The sequence below is a fragment of the Pseudomonas sp. LB1P83 genome (assembly GCF_054897885.1).
Window position 1 is genome coordinate 4,207,741 of sequence record NZ_CM142709.1, and the last position, 13,669, is coordinate 4,221,409.

12 protein-coding genes are annotated in these 13,669 nt (G+C 59.6%); 6 read left to right on the forward strand and 6 right to left on the reverse strand.

What is annotated here, in order from left to right; translation table 11 throughout:
• Positions 1 to 17: 17 nt before the first annotated feature.
• Positions 18 to 2,339 (forward strand): hybrid sensor histidine kinase/response regulator, encoded by a 2,322-nt coding sequence (locus ACYZTY_RS19255; protein ID WP_461955048.1) that lies wholly within the window; start codon positions 18 to 20, stop codon positions 2,337 to 2,339.
• Here ACYZTY_RS19255 and ACYZTY_RS19260 read toward each other — a convergent pair.
• The 3 genes from ACYZTY_RS19260 to msrB form a co-directional block, all read right to left on the reverse strand.
• Complete coding sequence (locus ACYZTY_RS19260) at positions 2,323 to 2,784, reverse strand: MarR family winged helix-turn-helix transcriptional regulator (RefSeq protein ID WP_461955049.1); 462 nt, start codon at positions 2,782 to 2,784, stop codon at positions 2,323 to 2,325. The genes ACYZTY_RS19255 and ACYZTY_RS19260 overlap by 17 nt on opposite strands.
• On the reverse strand, positions 2,781 to 3,266 hold the full coding sequence (locus ACYZTY_RS19265; protein WP_438659299.1) for a glutathione peroxidase: 486 nt from the start codon (positions 3,264 to 3,266) through the stop codon (positions 2,781 to 2,783). Before ACYZTY_RS19265 ends, ACYZTY_RS19260 begins: the two co-directional genes overlap by 4 nt.
• A gap of 187 nt (positions 3,267 to 3,453) precedes the next feature.
• Complete coding sequence (msrB, locus tag ACYZTY_RS19270; RefSeq protein WP_461955050.1) at positions 3,454 to 3,849, reverse strand: peptide-methionine (R)-S-oxide reductase MsrB; 396 nt, start codon at positions 3,847 to 3,849, stop codon at positions 3,454 to 3,456.
• A gap of 226 nt (positions 3,850 to 4,075) precedes the next feature.
• On the opposite strand from msrB, the gene ACYZTY_RS19275 reads away from it, so the two are divergent.
• Together ACYZTY_RS19275 and htpX are read left to right on the forward strand one after the other, a co-directional pair.
• On the forward strand, positions 4,076 to 5,287 hold the full coding sequence (locus ACYZTY_RS19275; protein ID WP_461959356.1) for a pyridoxal phosphate-dependent aminotransferase: 1,212 nt from the start codon (positions 4,076 to 4,078) through the stop codon (positions 5,285 to 5,287).
• A gap of 317 nt (positions 5,288 to 5,604) precedes the next feature.
• The gene (htpX, locus tag ACYZTY_RS19280) at positions 5,605 to 6,492 is read left to right on the forward strand and encodes a protease HtpX (RefSeq protein WP_059403635.1); all 888 of its coding nucleotides are present in this window, start codon (positions 5,605 to 5,607) and stop codon (positions 6,490 to 6,492) included.
• Between the two features lie 229 nt (positions 6,493 to 6,721).
• On the opposite strand, the gene ACYZTY_RS19285 is transcribed toward htpX, so the two are convergent.
• Entirely contained in the window at positions 6,722 to 7,378 is a 657-nt protein-coding gene (locus ACYZTY_RS19285; protein WP_461955051.1) for a thiopurine S-methyltransferase, read from the reverse strand.
• 103 nt (positions 7,379 to 7,481) lie between these two features.
• Here ACYZTY_RS19285 and ACYZTY_RS19290 point away from each other — a divergent pair, with 103 nt between their 5' ends.
• Positions 7,482 to 8,249, forward strand: coding sequence for a DODA-type extradiol aromatic ring-opening family dioxygenase (locus ACYZTY_RS19290; RefSeq protein WP_461955052.1), 768 nt, complete (start codon positions 7,482 to 7,484; stop codon positions 8,247 to 8,249).
• Between the two features lie 98 nt (positions 8,250 to 8,347).
• Here the strand turns inward: ACYZTY_RS19290 and ACYZTY_RS19295 are convergent, their stop codons facing one another.
• The gene (locus ACYZTY_RS19295; RefSeq protein ID WP_461955053.1) at positions 8,348 to 10,021 is read right to left on the reverse strand and encodes a DEAD/DEAH box helicase; all 1,674 of its coding nucleotides are present in this window, start codon (positions 10,019 to 10,021) and stop codon (positions 8,348 to 8,350) included.
• A 421-nt stretch (positions 10,022 to 10,442) separates the two neighbouring features.
• Here ACYZTY_RS19295 and ACYZTY_RS19300 point away from each other — a divergent pair, with 421 nt between their 5' ends.
• Entirely contained in the window at positions 10,443 to 11,234 is a 792-nt protein-coding gene (locus tag ACYZTY_RS19300; RefSeq protein WP_461955054.1) for a crotonase/enoyl-CoA hydratase family protein, read from the forward strand.
• A gap of 111 nt (positions 11,235 to 11,345) precedes the next feature.
• On the opposite strand, the gene ACYZTY_RS19305 is transcribed toward ACYZTY_RS19300, so the two are convergent.
• On the reverse strand, positions 11,346 to 12,101 hold the full coding sequence (locus tag ACYZTY_RS19305; RefSeq protein WP_461955055.1) for a spermidine synthase: 756 nt from the start codon (positions 12,099 to 12,101) through the stop codon (positions 11,346 to 11,348).
• A gap of 149 nt (positions 12,102 to 12,250) precedes the next feature.
• On the opposite strand from ACYZTY_RS19305, the gene ACYZTY_RS19310 reads away from it, so the two are divergent.
• Positions 12,251 to 13,597 carry a class II 3-deoxy-7-phosphoheptulonate synthase gene (locus tag ACYZTY_RS19310; protein WP_461955056.1) on the forward strand — a complete coding sequence of 449 codons (1,347 nt, stop codon included), beginning with the start codon at positions 12,251 to 12,253 and terminating at the stop codon, positions 13,595 to 13,597.
• The last annotated feature ends 72 nt before the right edge of the window (positions 13,598 to 13,669 follow it).

Sequence of the window (13,669 nt, forward strand, 5' to 3'; positions counted from 1 at the left end):
AAGTGGTTCAACACCCCATGGATATCAAATTCACCCACCGGCTGTCATACAAGCAAGCCAGGTTGACTGTGCTGGTCGGTTTTATTCTGGGCACGCTGCTCAGTCTGCTGCAAATCGGCATCGATTATGCCAGCGAAGACGCCTCCATCAACCGCGAAATACTGTCTTTGCTGGAAATCAGCCATAACCCCGCGTCCCGCATCGCCTACAACATCGACGCCGAACTCGCTCAGGAACTGACGATGGGCCTGTTGCGCTCACCGGCGATCGTCGGCGGGCAACTGACTGACAACAACGGTACCGTTCTGGCCAGCGTCAAACGTCCGACCCAGCAAAACAATTACCGGATGATCAGCGACTTCCTGTTCGGCGCAAACCGCCAGTTTGAAGACCGCCTCTACCTCGACCACTTGCCGGACGAATCCCTCGGGACCTTGCGACTGGAGGTCGATACCTACGCCTACGGCAGCCGCTTCCTGCGCCGGGCCGAGGTGACGCTGCTCAACGGCTTCGCTCGCAGCCTGCTCCTGACCGGCATCCTGTTGGCGCTGTTCTACGTGATGCTGACAAAACCGCTGGTGCGGGTTATCCGCGAACTCAGCGGACGCGATCCGCGCAGCGCGGAACCGACCTGGCTGGAATACCCGAACGGGCATAAAAACGATGAAATCGGTGTACTGGTCAAAGTGGCCAACCAGCAATTCGAGAACATCGCCACCGAAATCCAGCAGCGACGCAACGCCGAAAACCGCCTGACCGACTACCTCGGGCAACTGGAAAATATCGTCTCGGCGCGCACCGCGGAACTCAAGGCGATCAACGCCCGGCTCAGCCAATCCAACCAGGAACTGGAAGTCGCGCGCAGCACCGCCCTCGATATGGCCGAAGCACGCTCGGTGTTCCTCGCCAATATGAGCCATGAAATCCGCACGCCGCTCAACGGCCTGTTGGGCATGATCGCGCTCTCGCTGGACGGCCCGCTCAATGCCGAACAACAGCAACAGCTGTCTATCGCCCACGACTCGGGCAAAGTGCTGGTGGAGCTGCTCAACGATATTCTCGACCTGTCGAAATTCGATGCCGGCCAGCTCGAACTCGAACACATTCCGTTCGACCTCGGGTCGCTGATCGAAGACACCGCCAACCTGCTGTCGCAGAACGCTGCGCCCAGCGTCGAGTTGACCTGCCTGATCGATCCGCACTTTCCAGCATTGGTGCTGGGGGACCCGACCCGGGTCCGGCAGATCGTCAGCAACCTGTTGTCCAACGCCCTCAAATTCACCCGATTCGGTCGGGTCGATGTGCGTCTTTCAACGTTTGAAGATGGCGTCAGAATCGAAGTCTGCGACACCGGTATCGGGATTGCCCAGGATGCTCAGGTCAAAATCTTCCAGCCCTTCACACAGGCCGGTGCCGGCATCACCCGGCAGTTCGGCGGCACCGGGCTGGGGCTGGCGCTGACCTATAACCTCTGCGAAGCCATGCAGGGGCGCCTGACCATCAGCTCGGAAGCAGGTTTCGGCAGCCAGTTCTGCGCCGACCTGCCGTTACCCTCCCACACCCGGGCCATGCCCCCGCAGCCTTTACCGGGCAAGGTTATCGCGATCACTGCGGCGAACAGTGGCTTGGCGGAGCTGTTGAAAAACCTGTTGCCCGGCTGGGGCCTGGACTACCAACAACGCTCCATCGATGACTCGTTTATCGGCCTCGACCCGGATGTGCTGATCACTGACTGTCCCGAATGCCTGTTTGGCCTGCGTCCGACCCTCGACGCCCCGATTCTGCTGGTGACCGCCTATGGCAGCTTCATGCCCAGCGAAGAAGCCAGCGCCTTGGCGCCCCTGCAACAACAGGCACGACCTCTGGCGCGCAATGCGCTTTACCAGACATTGCGTCGGGTTTTGCAGCCTGAAAGCAACCTGATCAACGGTGCCCGGGTCGAAGCCCTTACCCCCCAACGGCGCGGACGTGTCCTGCTGGTCGAGGACAACCCGGTGAATCAGTTGGTGGCCAAGGGCATGCTCGGCAAACTCGGTTGCGAGGTGATCGTCGCCGCTCACGGTGCCGAAGCCCTGGATCAGCTTGAGCACAGCGAATTCGATCTGGTGCTGATGGATTGCAATATGCCGGTGATGGATGGCTATGAAGCCAGTCGGCAAATCCGCCGCAGCGGGCGCTGGCCACAATTGCCCATCGTTGCCCTGACCGCCAACGCCATGTCCGAGGAACGCGAGCGCTGCCGTGTGGCGGGCATGAGCGACTACCTGGCCAAGCCCTTTCGCCGTGAGGAACTGGCCGCCCTGCTCGACCTGTGGATTCCGACTACGACAGCCCTTTGATCTGCCCCAACAGCTGATCCAGACCGTCGCGCAGATCATTCAGGCGATCCAGATCGACGCCGCTGTCACACAACAACCGGGCCTTGAGCGGCCCGACCTGATCACGCAAGGCCTTGCCGGTGGGCGAAAGACTCAGGTGCACCTCCCGCTCATCGCGGGCCGACCGCTGGCGCTGTACCAGTTGCAGCTGCTCAAGACGCTTGAGCAACGGCGTCAGGGTGCCGGAATCCAGCGCCAGGCGTTCGCCCAGTGCCTTGACCGTCGGCTGTTCCGGCGCCGCCTCCTGCCATTCCCACAACACCAGCATCGCCAGGTATTGCGGATAGGTCAGGCCAAGCTGATCAAGCATCGGCTTGTAGGCACGAATCACCGCCCGAGAAGCGGCGTACAACTTGAAGCACAGCTGACTGTCGAGATTCAGGGAGTCGACTGACAAGGTGTTCATTTGAGCAGGGCTTCGATCTCGCGGCTCAGGTCCTGCGGCTTGGTCGCCGGAGCGAAACGCTTGACCAACTGGCCGTCCTTGCCGATCAGGAACTTGGTGAAGTTCCACTTGATGCCTTGGGAACCCAGCACGCCCGGCGCACGTTTTTTCAACTGCACGAACAGCGGATGCGCGCCGGCACCGTTGACATCAATCTTCTTGAACAGCGGGAAGCTGACACCGAAGTTCAACTCGCAGAACTCGGAAATCGCCCCTTCGTTACCCGGCTCCTGCTTGCCGAACTGATTGCAGGGAAAGCCGAGCACCACCAGGCCTTGATCCTTGTAGGTCTGCCACAACTCCTCGAGACCTTTGTATTGCGGGGTAAAACCGCATTTGCTGGCGGTGTTGACCACCAGCACGGCTTTGCCGGCGAAATCGGCCAGGGTCTTTTGTTCACCTTTGATGGTGGTCACCGGGATGGTCAGCAGGTTGTCGCTCATGGCTTAGGCTCGATATAAAGGAACAAGCACTGAACATAGCGAGCAATTGAATTGCGTGCAATTTAAATTATTGAACGCTGATCATCTGTAGGAGCGAAGCTTGCTCGCGAAGGCGTCCTGACATTCAACATTGATGTTGACTGACCCGACGCCTTCGCGAGCAAGCTTGTTCCTACAGGGGCCTGCGTCAGGCGCGCGCCACCAGGTCCAGGCACACCGAGTTGATGCAATAGCGCAGACCGGTCGGCGGCGGGCCATCCGGGAACACGTGGCCCAGGTGCGCCTCGCATTTGGCGCAGACCACTTCGGTGCGGATCATGCCGTGGCTGACATCGCGGATCTCGACCATCGCACTCTCGCCAATCGGCGCGTAGAAGCTCGGCCAGCCGCAGCCGGAGTCGAATTTGGTCTTGGAGTCGAACAGCGGTTCGCTGCAGCAGATGCAGTGGTAGACGCCGTCAGTCCTGGTGTCGTTGTATTTGCCGGAGAACGGCCGTTCGGTGCCCTTGAGGCGGCAAACGTTGTACTGCTCTGGATCGAGCATCGCCTTCCATTCTTCCAGGGTTTTTTCCAACTTTTCCATCGTCACACCTCAGCAGTTGAAAAAGCCCGATCTGTACCTTTTCCACGGATCGGGCGGCACGTATGATTGCGCCTCGTCAAACGCCAGTCTGGCAGCCAGACCACGCGCATTCAAACGGATTTATGGGTGCTGCCTCTCAAGGCGCCGGGCCTGTGTGAATACGCAGGATTCCCAGTACGGTCGTTCATACGCCGCCTGGATCGTTCATTTTCGGGAACACATCGCCATGCAGGTCAGCAAATCGAACAAGCTCGCCAACGTCTGCTACGACATTCGCGGCCCAGTGCTCAAGCACGCCAAACGCCTGGAAGAGGAAGGTCATCGCATCCTCAAGCTGAACATCGGCAACCCGGCGCCCTTTGGTTTCGAAGCGCCGGACGAAATCCTCCAGGACGTGATCCGCAACCTGCCGACCGCTCAGGGTTATAGCGACTCCAAAGGCCTGTTCAGTGCGCGCAAGGCCGTCATGCAGTACTACCAGCAGAAGCAGGTGGAAGGCGTCGGTATTGAAGACATCTACCTGGGCAACGGCGTTTCCGAGCTGATCGTGATGTCGATGCAGGCACTGCTGAACAATGGCGACGAAGTACTGGTGCCAGCGCCTGATTATCCACTGTGGACCGCTGCCGTGAGCCTGTCCGGCGGCAACCCGGTGCATTACCTGTGCGACGAGCAGGCCAACTGGTGGCCGGATCTGGCCGACATCAAGGCCAAGATCACCCCGAACACCAAGGCGCTGGTGATCATCAACCCGAACAACCCGACCGGCGCCGTGTACTCGAAAGAAGTGCTGCTGGGCATGCTGGAGCTGGCTCGCCAGCACAATCTGGTGGTGTTCTCCGACGAGATCTACGACAAGATCCTGTACGACGACGCCGTGCACATCTGCACCGCGTCCCTGGCGCCTGACCTGCTGTGCCTGACCTTCAACGGTCTGTCCAAGTCCTATCGCGTTGCCGGTTTCCGTTCCGGCTGGATCGCCATTTCCGGCCCGAAACACCACGCCCAGAGCTACATCGAAGGGATCGACATGCTGGCCAACATGCGCCTGTGTGCCAACGTGCCGAGCCAACATGCGATCCAGACCGCACTCGGCGGTTATCAGAGCATCAATGACCTGGTGTTGCCGCAAGGTCGCCTGCTGGAACAGCGCAACCGCACCTGGGAACTGCTCAACGATATTCCGGGCGTAAGCTGCGTCAAGCCGATGGGGGCGCTGTACGCGTTCCCGCGGATCGACCCGAAGGTCTGTCCGATCCACAACGACGAGAAGTTCGTGCTCGACCTGCTGCTCTCCGAGAAGCTGCTGGTGGTACAAGGCACAGCCTTTAACTGGCCTTGGCCGGATCACTTCCGTGTCGTGACCTTGCCACGGGTGGATGACCTGGACATGGCCATCGGCCGGATCGGCAACTTCCTCAAAACCTACCGCCAGTAAACTTGATATTCACCGTGCGACGCGTGCGTCTGTCGCACGGTGATTAATTCAGCAACATATCTTTGCACCCCGCCAGACATCACTGCACCTATCGCTGACTGATGCCTCGTTTTGCGGCCGCGTCTAACAAAGACGGGGCCTGTGACGCGAATTGACTGTCAAACGTTTCCCGCATTCCCGTCGGAAATGCCCTTCAAGCAGCTAGACTGTTGCCGTAGGACACAGTTTGAAATAGTCACTCGGTTGAATAGCCCGGTGCAGCACCTTATATACCCCGCAGTACGCTACATCTTTAGCATGAGGAGATTTCTACAACCATGATGCGCATCCTGCTGTTTTTGGCCACTAACCTGGCGGTCGTGCTGATTGCCAGCATCACCCTGAGCCTTTTCGGCTTCAACGGGTTCATGGCGGCCAACGGGGTTGATCTCAACCTCAATCAGCTGCTGATTTTCTGTGCGGTCTTTGGTTTCGCCGGTTCGCTGTTCTCGCTGTTCATCTCCAAGTGGATGGCGAAGATGAGCACCAGCACCCAAATCATCAGCCAGCCGCGCACCCGTCACGAGCAATGGCTGCTGCAAACCGTCGAGCAACTGTCCCGCGAAGCCGGGATCAAGATGCCCGAAGTCGGGATTTTCCCCGCCTACGAGGCCAACGCGTTCGCCACGGGCTGGAACAAGAACGACGCACTGGTCGCGGTCAGCCAGGGCTTGCTCGAGCGTTTTTCGCCGGACGAAGTGAAGGCCGTTCTGGCCCACGAAATCGGCCACGTGGCCAATGGCGACATGGTCACCCTGGCGTTGATCCAGGGCGTGGTGAACACCTTCGTGATGTTCTTCGCACGGATCATCGGCAACTTTGTCGACAAGGTGATCTTCAAGAACGAAGAAGGCCAGGGCATCGCCTACTACGTGGCGACCATCTTCGCCGAACTGGTCCTGGGTATCCTGGCCAGCTCCATCGTCATGTGGTTCTCGCGCAAACGTGAGTTCCGCGCAGACGAAGCCGGTGCACGCCTGGCCGGCACCAGTGCAATGATTGGCGCCTTGCAACGCCTTCGTGCAGAACAGGGCCTGCCGGTACACATGCCGGATACGCTGAATGCCTTTGGCATCAACGGTGGCATCAAACAAGGGTTCGCTCGCATGTTCATGAGCCACCCGCCGCTGGAAGAGCGTATTGACGCGCTGCGTCGTCGGGGCTGAGAGGTTCCGCACTAAAAAGAAAAGGCCCGCAGTGAATGCGGGCCTTTTTTTTAGCTTCTAGTTGGCGTGGTGTTCATCAGGGACTCTTCGCGGGCAAGTCGGATCGCCGCACCGCTCGCTCCTACAGGTTTTGTGTCACTCGCCGATTATGTGAACGACACAATATCTGTAGGAGCGAGCGGTGCGGCGATCCGACTTACCCGCGAAGAGCCAGCAAACTCAACACACCTTAATGGCTGGAAACCCGATAAACCCGCTCTTCGAGCCGAGTGACACCACTCTCGACAAACTTCCAGCTCTCGCCCAGCACATCCTGGTCCTCCAGAATTTTCAGTTCCCAGGTCGCCCCAAACAACCGCTGCACTTCATCATCCAGCACGGCAAACGGCGGGCCGTCCTTCTGCGTCTGGTCGTAATCCAGGGTAATCAACAGCCCCAGCGAATCCTTCGGCAGAATCCGCTTCAGATGCTCGGCGTATTGCTCACGCATCGTCGGCGGCAAGGCGATCAGCGCCGCGCGGTCGTACAGCGCGCTGCAATCGGCGACATCGCCGGCAGTCAACGCGAAGAAGTCGCCGCACCAGACTTCGATCGAACCCGCACGATAGACCGTGAAGGGCCCCTGGTCGCTGACGTCCGGGTCAAATTGATGCTCGTGGAAAAAGTCTTCCACCGCCTTTTCCGACAATTCGATACCCAACACCTCATGACCGCATTTCGCCAGCCACAGCAGGTCCAGGCTTTTCCCACATAGCGGCACCAGTACGCGCGCGCCCTCCTCCAGGCCCAGCTGCGGCCAGTACCGTTGCAGATATGGATTCACTTCCGGCAGGTGAAAGCCGATCTGATTCGACGTCCACCGCTTGTGCCAAAACTCCGGCTGCATAATTAATCCCGAAAATTCGATCAAAAGACCCTAAAACTTATATTAGATTTAGATCAATGATCTGACTGAAGATGCTGCCATCTTACCCCTCAGGAGGTCATTCATGTTCCCCAGCCTGTACATATCCCATGGCTCGCCCATGTTGGCACTGGAACCGGGCGCCAGCGGACCCGCCCTGGCTCGCCTGGCCGCAGAATTGCCGAAACCGAAAGCCGTCGTGATCGTCTCTGCACACTGGGAAAGTGACGAGCTGCTGGTCAGCGGCAATCCCCGGCCTGAAACCTGGCATGACTTCGGCGGCTTTCCCAAGGCCCTGTTCGAGGTGCAATACCCAGCGCCCGGCGATCCGCAGCTGGCGACAGAAGTTGTGGAGTTGTTGAAGGCCGATGGTCTGCCGTCGCGCATTGACGCCAAGCGGCCGTTTGACCACGGGGTCTGGGTGCCTTTGTCATTGATGTACCCACAGGCCGACATCCCTGTGGTGCAAGTCTCGCTGCCCACCCGTGGCGGCCCTGCCCTGCAAACCCGGGTCGGCCACGCCCTGGCCAGCCTGCGCGACCACGGCGTGTTGCTGATCGGTTCTGGCAGCATCACCCACAACCTGCGAGAACTGGACTGGCATGCCGGCCCGGAAAGCGTCGAACCGTGGGCCAAAACGTTTCGCGACTGGATGATTGAAAAACTCGCGGCCAACGATGAAACCGCGCTGCACGATTATCGTCAACAGGCGCCCAATGCGGTGCGCAACCATCCCAGCGATGAGCATTTGCTGCCGTTGTACTTTGCTCGCGGGGCTGGGGGTGAGTTCGGGATTGCACACCAAGGGTTCACCATGGGGGCGCTGGGGATGGACATTTATCGCTTTGGGTAAATGATCGTTCCCACGCTCTGCGTGGGAACGATCAGGCAAAAAAAATCCCCGAACCAGTCGGGGATTTTTTATGTTCGATCAATCAGCCCGAGAGCGGATCAATCTTCGCGATAGCGACGCAGCTTCAACTGCTTACCGGCAACGCGAGTGTCCTTCAGCTTGGTCAGCAGACGCTCCAGACCATCTTCCGGCAGCTCGACGAGGCTGAAGCTGTCACGCACCTGGATGCGACCGATTGCTTCGCGAGCCAGACCACCCTCATTGAGGATAGCGCCCAGCAGGTTCTTGGCAGCGATACCATCACGCGCACCCAGCGCGGTACGGCAACGAGCACGACCTTCGGCCAATGGAACCGGAGCACGACGCTCACGATCACCACGGTCCGGACGGTCACCGGTACGCTCTGGACGATCGCCACGCGGTGCGTTGTTCGGCACCAGTGGACGTTCTTTCTCGATTGCAGCCAGGGTCAGCGCCTGAGCGTTGGTTGCCTTGCGCAGCAGAGCAGCGGCCAGTGCACGCGGGGTGCAACCGATGTCGGCAGTCAGGCGATCCAGCAGATCACCGTGAGTCGATTCGGCATCAGCCACCAGCGGCGACAGGCTGTTGGTCAGTTTCTTGATGCGGGCATCGAGAACAGCCTGAGCGTCCGGCAGGCGGACTTCGGCAACTTTCTGACCGGTTACACGCTCGATCACTTGCAGCATGCGGCGCTCACGTGGAGTCACCAGCAGCAGTGCACGACCTTCGCGACCGGCACGGCCGGTACGGCCGATACGGTGAACGTAGGATTCCGGGTCGTAAGGCATATCAACGTTGAACACGTGAGTGATACGCGGAACGTCCAGGCCACGAGCAGCAACGTCGGTCGCCACAACGATGTCCAGACGGCCATCCTTGAGGGATTCGATCACGCGCTCACGTTGGTTCTGAGCAATGTCACCGTTCAGCGCAGCGGCTTTGTAGCCTTTGGCTTCCAGGGCACTGGCCAGGTCCAGGGTCGCTTGCTTGGTGCGCACGAACATGATCAGGGCGTCGAAGTCTTCCACTTCCAGCAGGCTCAATACAGCCGAGGTCTTCTGGTCAGCGTGAACCAACAGGTGAGCCTGTTCGATCGCGGTAACGGTCTGAGTCTTGGTCTGGATCTTCACGTGTTGCGGATCGCGCAGATGGCGTTCGGCAATGGCACGGATCGACTGTGGCAGGGTGGCCGAGAACAATACGGTCTGACGGGTTGGGGGCAGAGCCTTGAAGATAACTTCGAGGTCGTCCATGAAACCCAGTTTGAGCATTTCGTCCGCTTCGTCCAGAACCAGGTGGTTCACGGTCGACAGGACTTTTTCGTCACGACGCAGGTGGTCGCACAGACGGCCCGGCGTGGCGACAACGATCTGTGCGCCATTACGGATTGCTTTCAGTTGTGGGCCCATAGGGGCGCCGCCGTAAACGGCCACAACGGTAACGCCCGGCATTTGCTTGGCGTAGGTTTCGAAAGCGGTTGCTACTTGCAGCGCCAACTCACGGGTTGGCGCCAGGATCAGGGCTTGCGGCTCGCGCTTGGCAGGATCGATGCGGTGCAGGATCGGCAGGGCGAATGCGGCGGTTTTACCCGTACCGGTTTGCGCCTGACCAATCATGTCCTGACCGGCCATGATGATCGGGATCGATTGCTGCTGAATAGCCGAAGGCTCTTCGTAGCCAGTCGCAATGACGGCTGCAAGAATATTCGGATTAAGATTAAAAGCGGCGAAGCCGCCGGTTTCCTGGGTCATGGGTCTGCCTCTAAGTGCATCCGCAAAGACCCATGCTCCAAAGCTGCGCATGCCGTGTAAGACTCAAGAGTCGCCCTGGCTGCTTTGTCGGCGGGGATTTGCGAAAACGAATGAATGAAAAAGATTCGTCAAGGGAGAGTCCGCTGTGCGGACGTGCAGCCGAAGCTGACTTCGGGAAATTGCGCTACCTAAACGCGGCCCGGTTAAAGGCCGGCGCGCACTATACCGGAATTCGCCCAAAAAGGGAGCATTATTTGTCGGAAAACTGACGTATACACCGTTGTGTCACACGCTTTGCGGATAATCGTGCGACGGTCTATTTTTCAAAGGCCCGGCCCTGCTGGCGATGGCGCTAAAACGGTTCATCCTAGTGACGCAGACCTTCGGTCTGGCACACCCTTCCCGCCCGAGGAAATGCTCCATGAATCAGCCCGGCTCCAGTCGTGTCACCCGTGAAAAACACGGCCATGTCCTGATGATCGGCCTGGATCGGGTGGCCAAGCGCAACGCCTTCGATCTCGACCTGCTCAACGAACTGAGCCTGGCCTACGGCGAGTTCGAGGCCGACAGAGAGGCGCGGGTGGCGGTGGTGTTCGCTCATGGTGAACATTTCACCGCCGGGCTCGACCTGATCAATGCCAGCGCGGCCCTGGCCGAAGGCTGGCAGGCACCGCCCGGCGGTTGCGATCCGTGGGGCGTGTTTGCCGGCCCCCGGGTGAGCAAACCGGTGATTGTCGCCGCGCAAGGCTACTGCCTGACCATCGGCATCGAGCTGATGCTGGCCGCCGACATCAACCTCTGCGCCAGTAACACCCGCTTTGCCCAGAAGGAAGTGCAGCGCGGGATATTCCCCTTCGGTGGCGCCACGTTGCGTCTGCATCAAGTCGCCGGCTGGGGCAATGCCATGCGCTGGTTGCTGACCGGCGATGAATTCGATGCTCACGATGCCTTGCACCTGGGATTGGTGCAGGAAGTCATGGCCAGCGAGGACTTGCTGCCACGGGCGATTGAATTGGCTGAGCGGATTGCCCGGCAGGCGCCGTTGGGGGTTCAGGCGACATTGATGTCTGCCCGACAGGCGCGATACGAAGGGGAAACGGCTGCGGCGCAGGGGTTGCCGCCGTTGGTGAAGAAGTTGCTGGCGAGTGAGGATGCCAGGGAAGGTGTGCGGTCTATGATCGAGAAGCGACCGGGAATCTTCAAAGGGATCTAAGTGATGTATCGGCTGTAAGGGCCTCTTCGCGGGCAAGCCTCGCTCCTACGGGATCACGCAAGCCCTGTAGGAGCGAGGCTTGCCCGCGAAGAGGCCCTTACAGGCAACAAATCAGGTCGCCGGACGGATGGCCTTGATCAAAGACTGCAACGAATACCCCAACCGCGGCGCCAGCCCTTCGGCCCGGGCGATCAACCCGTCCATGTCCAGTTCCTGATCCAGCTCCGAAGGCACGAGCAAAATCACGTTGCCCTCCTTCACCGGCAACTCCCAGTAATGCCGGTGATAGAGGCCACGCAACAACGCCGCGCCCAATGGCTTGCCGTCGTCAGTCGCCCATTGATTGATCACCAGCCAGCCGCCCGGGTTCAGGCGTTTCTGACAGTTTTCCAGGAAATTCCAGGCCAGATGCCCGACACCCGGACCGACATCGGTGTAAAGGTCGACGAAAATCAGGTCCGCTGGTTCAGCGGTATCGAGCAATTCCAGCGCATCGCCAACGCGGATATACAGCCGCGGATCGTCATCCAGCCCAAGGTATTCGATGGCCAGACGCGGTACGTCGGGGCGCAGCTCGATGGCTTCGACATCTTCAAGCGGCAGAAACTTGAGGCACGCCTGGGTCAGCGTGCCGGCGCCGAGGCCGAGAAACAGCGCGCTTTCCGGCTGTTCGTGGCACAGCGCGCCAATCAGCATCGCCCGGGTGTAATCGTACTCGAGCCAGCTCGGGTCAGCCGTGAACACGCAGCTCTGCTCGATGGCATCACCGAACTCGAGAAAACGGTAATCGGCCACTTCGAGCACGCGAATCACGCCAAACTCATCCTGTACCTCGGCGAGCAGATGCTCGACGCGCTCCTCAGTCATTTCGTCTCCTGATCGTCGCCGAGTCCGGCAACGCGACAAACCGCAACATGAAGCGGCAAAGGCGCGATTGTCCGCGAAGCAACCGGAACAGGTCACGCACTAATTTGCTGATAACATGAACGTCCGAGCGTAAAACAACAGAGACCGTGATGAGCCAACCCTGGAGCCCTGACAGCTGGCGCGCCCTGCCGATCCAGCAACAACCCCACTACCCCGACGCGGCGCATTTGCTGCAGGTCGAGCAAACCCTGGCGAGTTACCCGCCACTGGTATTTGCCGGTGAGGCCCGGGAGTTGCGCCGTCAGTTTGCCCAGGTCACCCAGGGCCGCGCGTTCCTGTTGCAAGGTGGCGACTGCGCCGAAAGCTTCGCCGAGTTCTCCGCCGCGAAAATTCGCGACACCTTTAAAGTCTTGTTGCAAATGGCGATCGTCATGACCTTCGCCGCGGGTTGCCCGGTGGTCAAGGTCGGGCGCATGGCCGGCCAGTTCGCCAAGCCTCGCTCGGCCAACGATGAAACCATTGACGGCGTGACCCTGCCCGCCTACCGCGGCGACATCGTCAACGGCATTGGTTTCGACGAAAAAAGCCGCGTGCCGGACCCGGAGCGTCTGCTGCAGTCCTATCACCAGTCCACGGCCACCCTGAACCTGCTGCGTGCTTTCGCCCAGGGCGGTTTTGCCGACCTGCATCAAGTACACAAGTGGAACCTGGATTTCATCGCCAACTCGGCACTGGCCGAGAAATACAGCCACCTGGCCGATCGCATCGATGAAACCCTGGCCTTCATGCGCGCCTGCGGCATGGACACTTCGCCGCAACTGCGCGAAACCAGTTTCTTCACCGCCCATGAAGCGCTGCTGCTCAATTACGAAGAAGCCTTCGTGCGCCGCGACAGCCTGACCAACGATTACTACGATTGCTCGGCGCACATGCTGTGGATCGGTGACCGTACCCGTCAGCTCGACGGCGCCCACGTAGAATTCCTGCGCGGGGTGAATAACCCGATCGGGGTCAAGGTCGGCCCGAGCATGAACCCCGAAGACCTGATTCGCCTGATCGACGTGCTTAACCCGGACAACGACCCGGGCCGCTTGAACCTGATTGCGCGAATGGGCGCAAACAAGGTCGGCGATCACTTGCCGGCGTTGATCCGTGCAGTGCAGCGTGAAGGCAAGCAGGTGCTCTGGAGCTCCGATCCGATGCACGGCAACACCATCAAGGCCAGCAGCGGCTACAAGACCCGCGATTTTGCGCAGATCCTTGGCGAGGTGAAGCAGTTCTTCCAGGTTCACCAAGCGGAAGGCAGTTACGCCGGCGGTATCCACATCGAGATGACCGGGCAGAACGTCACCGAATGCATTGGTGGCGCACGGCCGATTACGGAAGACGGGTTGTCGGATCGTTACCACACCCATTGCGACCCGCGGATGAACGCGGATCAGTCGCTGGAGTTGGCGTTTCTGATTGCCGAGACGTTGAAGCAAGTCCGCCGTTAAATCGCGTTAAGCCCTTCGCGGGCAAGCCTCGCTCCTACAGGATCTTTGTCGCTCATAAAATCTGTAGGAGCG

What these genes read in the sequence shown, in the direction of transcription:
- ACYZTY_RS19255 (WP_461955048.1), top strand. Translation starts at nt 18, where the DNA reads ATGGATATCAAATTCACCCACCGGCTGTCATACAAGCAAGCCAGGTTG.
- ACYZTY_RS19260 (WP_461955049.1), bottom strand. Translation starts at nt 2,784, where the DNA reads ATGAACACCTTGTCAGTCGACTCCCTGAATCTCGACAGTCAGCTGTGC.
- ACYZTY_RS19265 (WP_438659299.1), bottom strand. Translation starts at nt 3,266, where the DNA reads ATGAGCGACAACCTGCTGACCATCCCGGTGACCACCATCAAAGGTGAA.
- msrB (WP_461955050.1), bottom strand. Translation starts at nt 3,849, where the DNA reads ATGGAAAAGTTGGAAAAAACCCTGGAAGAATGGAAGGCGATGCTCGAT.
- ACYZTY_RS19275 (WP_461959356.1), top strand. Translation starts at nt 4,076, where the DNA reads ATGCAGGTCAGCAAATCGAACAAGCTCGCCAACGTCTGCTACGACATT.
- htpX (WP_059403635.1), top strand. Translation starts at nt 5,605, where the DNA reads ATGATGCGCATCCTGCTGTTTTTGGCCACTAACCTGGCGGTCGTGCTG.
- ACYZTY_RS19285 (WP_461955051.1), bottom strand. Translation starts at nt 7,378, where the DNA reads ATGCAGCCGGAGTTTTGGCACAAGCGGTGGACGTCGAATCAGATCGGC.
- ACYZTY_RS19290 (WP_461955052.1), top strand. Translation starts at nt 7,482, where the DNA reads ATGTTCCCCAGCCTGTACATATCCCATGGCTCGCCCATGTTGGCACTG.
- ACYZTY_RS19295 (WP_461955053.1), bottom strand. Translation starts at nt 10,021, where the DNA reads ATGACCCAGGAAACCGGCGGCTTCGCCGCTTTTAATCTTAATCCGAAT.
- ACYZTY_RS19300 (WP_461955054.1), top strand. Translation starts at nt 10,443, where the DNA reads ATGAATCAGCCCGGCTCCAGTCGTGTCACCCGTGAAAAACACGGCCAT.
- ACYZTY_RS19305 (WP_461955055.1), bottom strand. Translation starts at nt 12,101, where the DNA reads ATGACTGAGGAGCGCGTCGAGCATCTGCTCGCCGAGGTACAGGATGAG.
- ACYZTY_RS19310 (WP_461955056.1), top strand. Translation starts at nt 12,251, where the DNA reads ATGAGCCAACCCTGGAGCCCTGACAGCTGGCGCGCCCTGCCGATCCAG.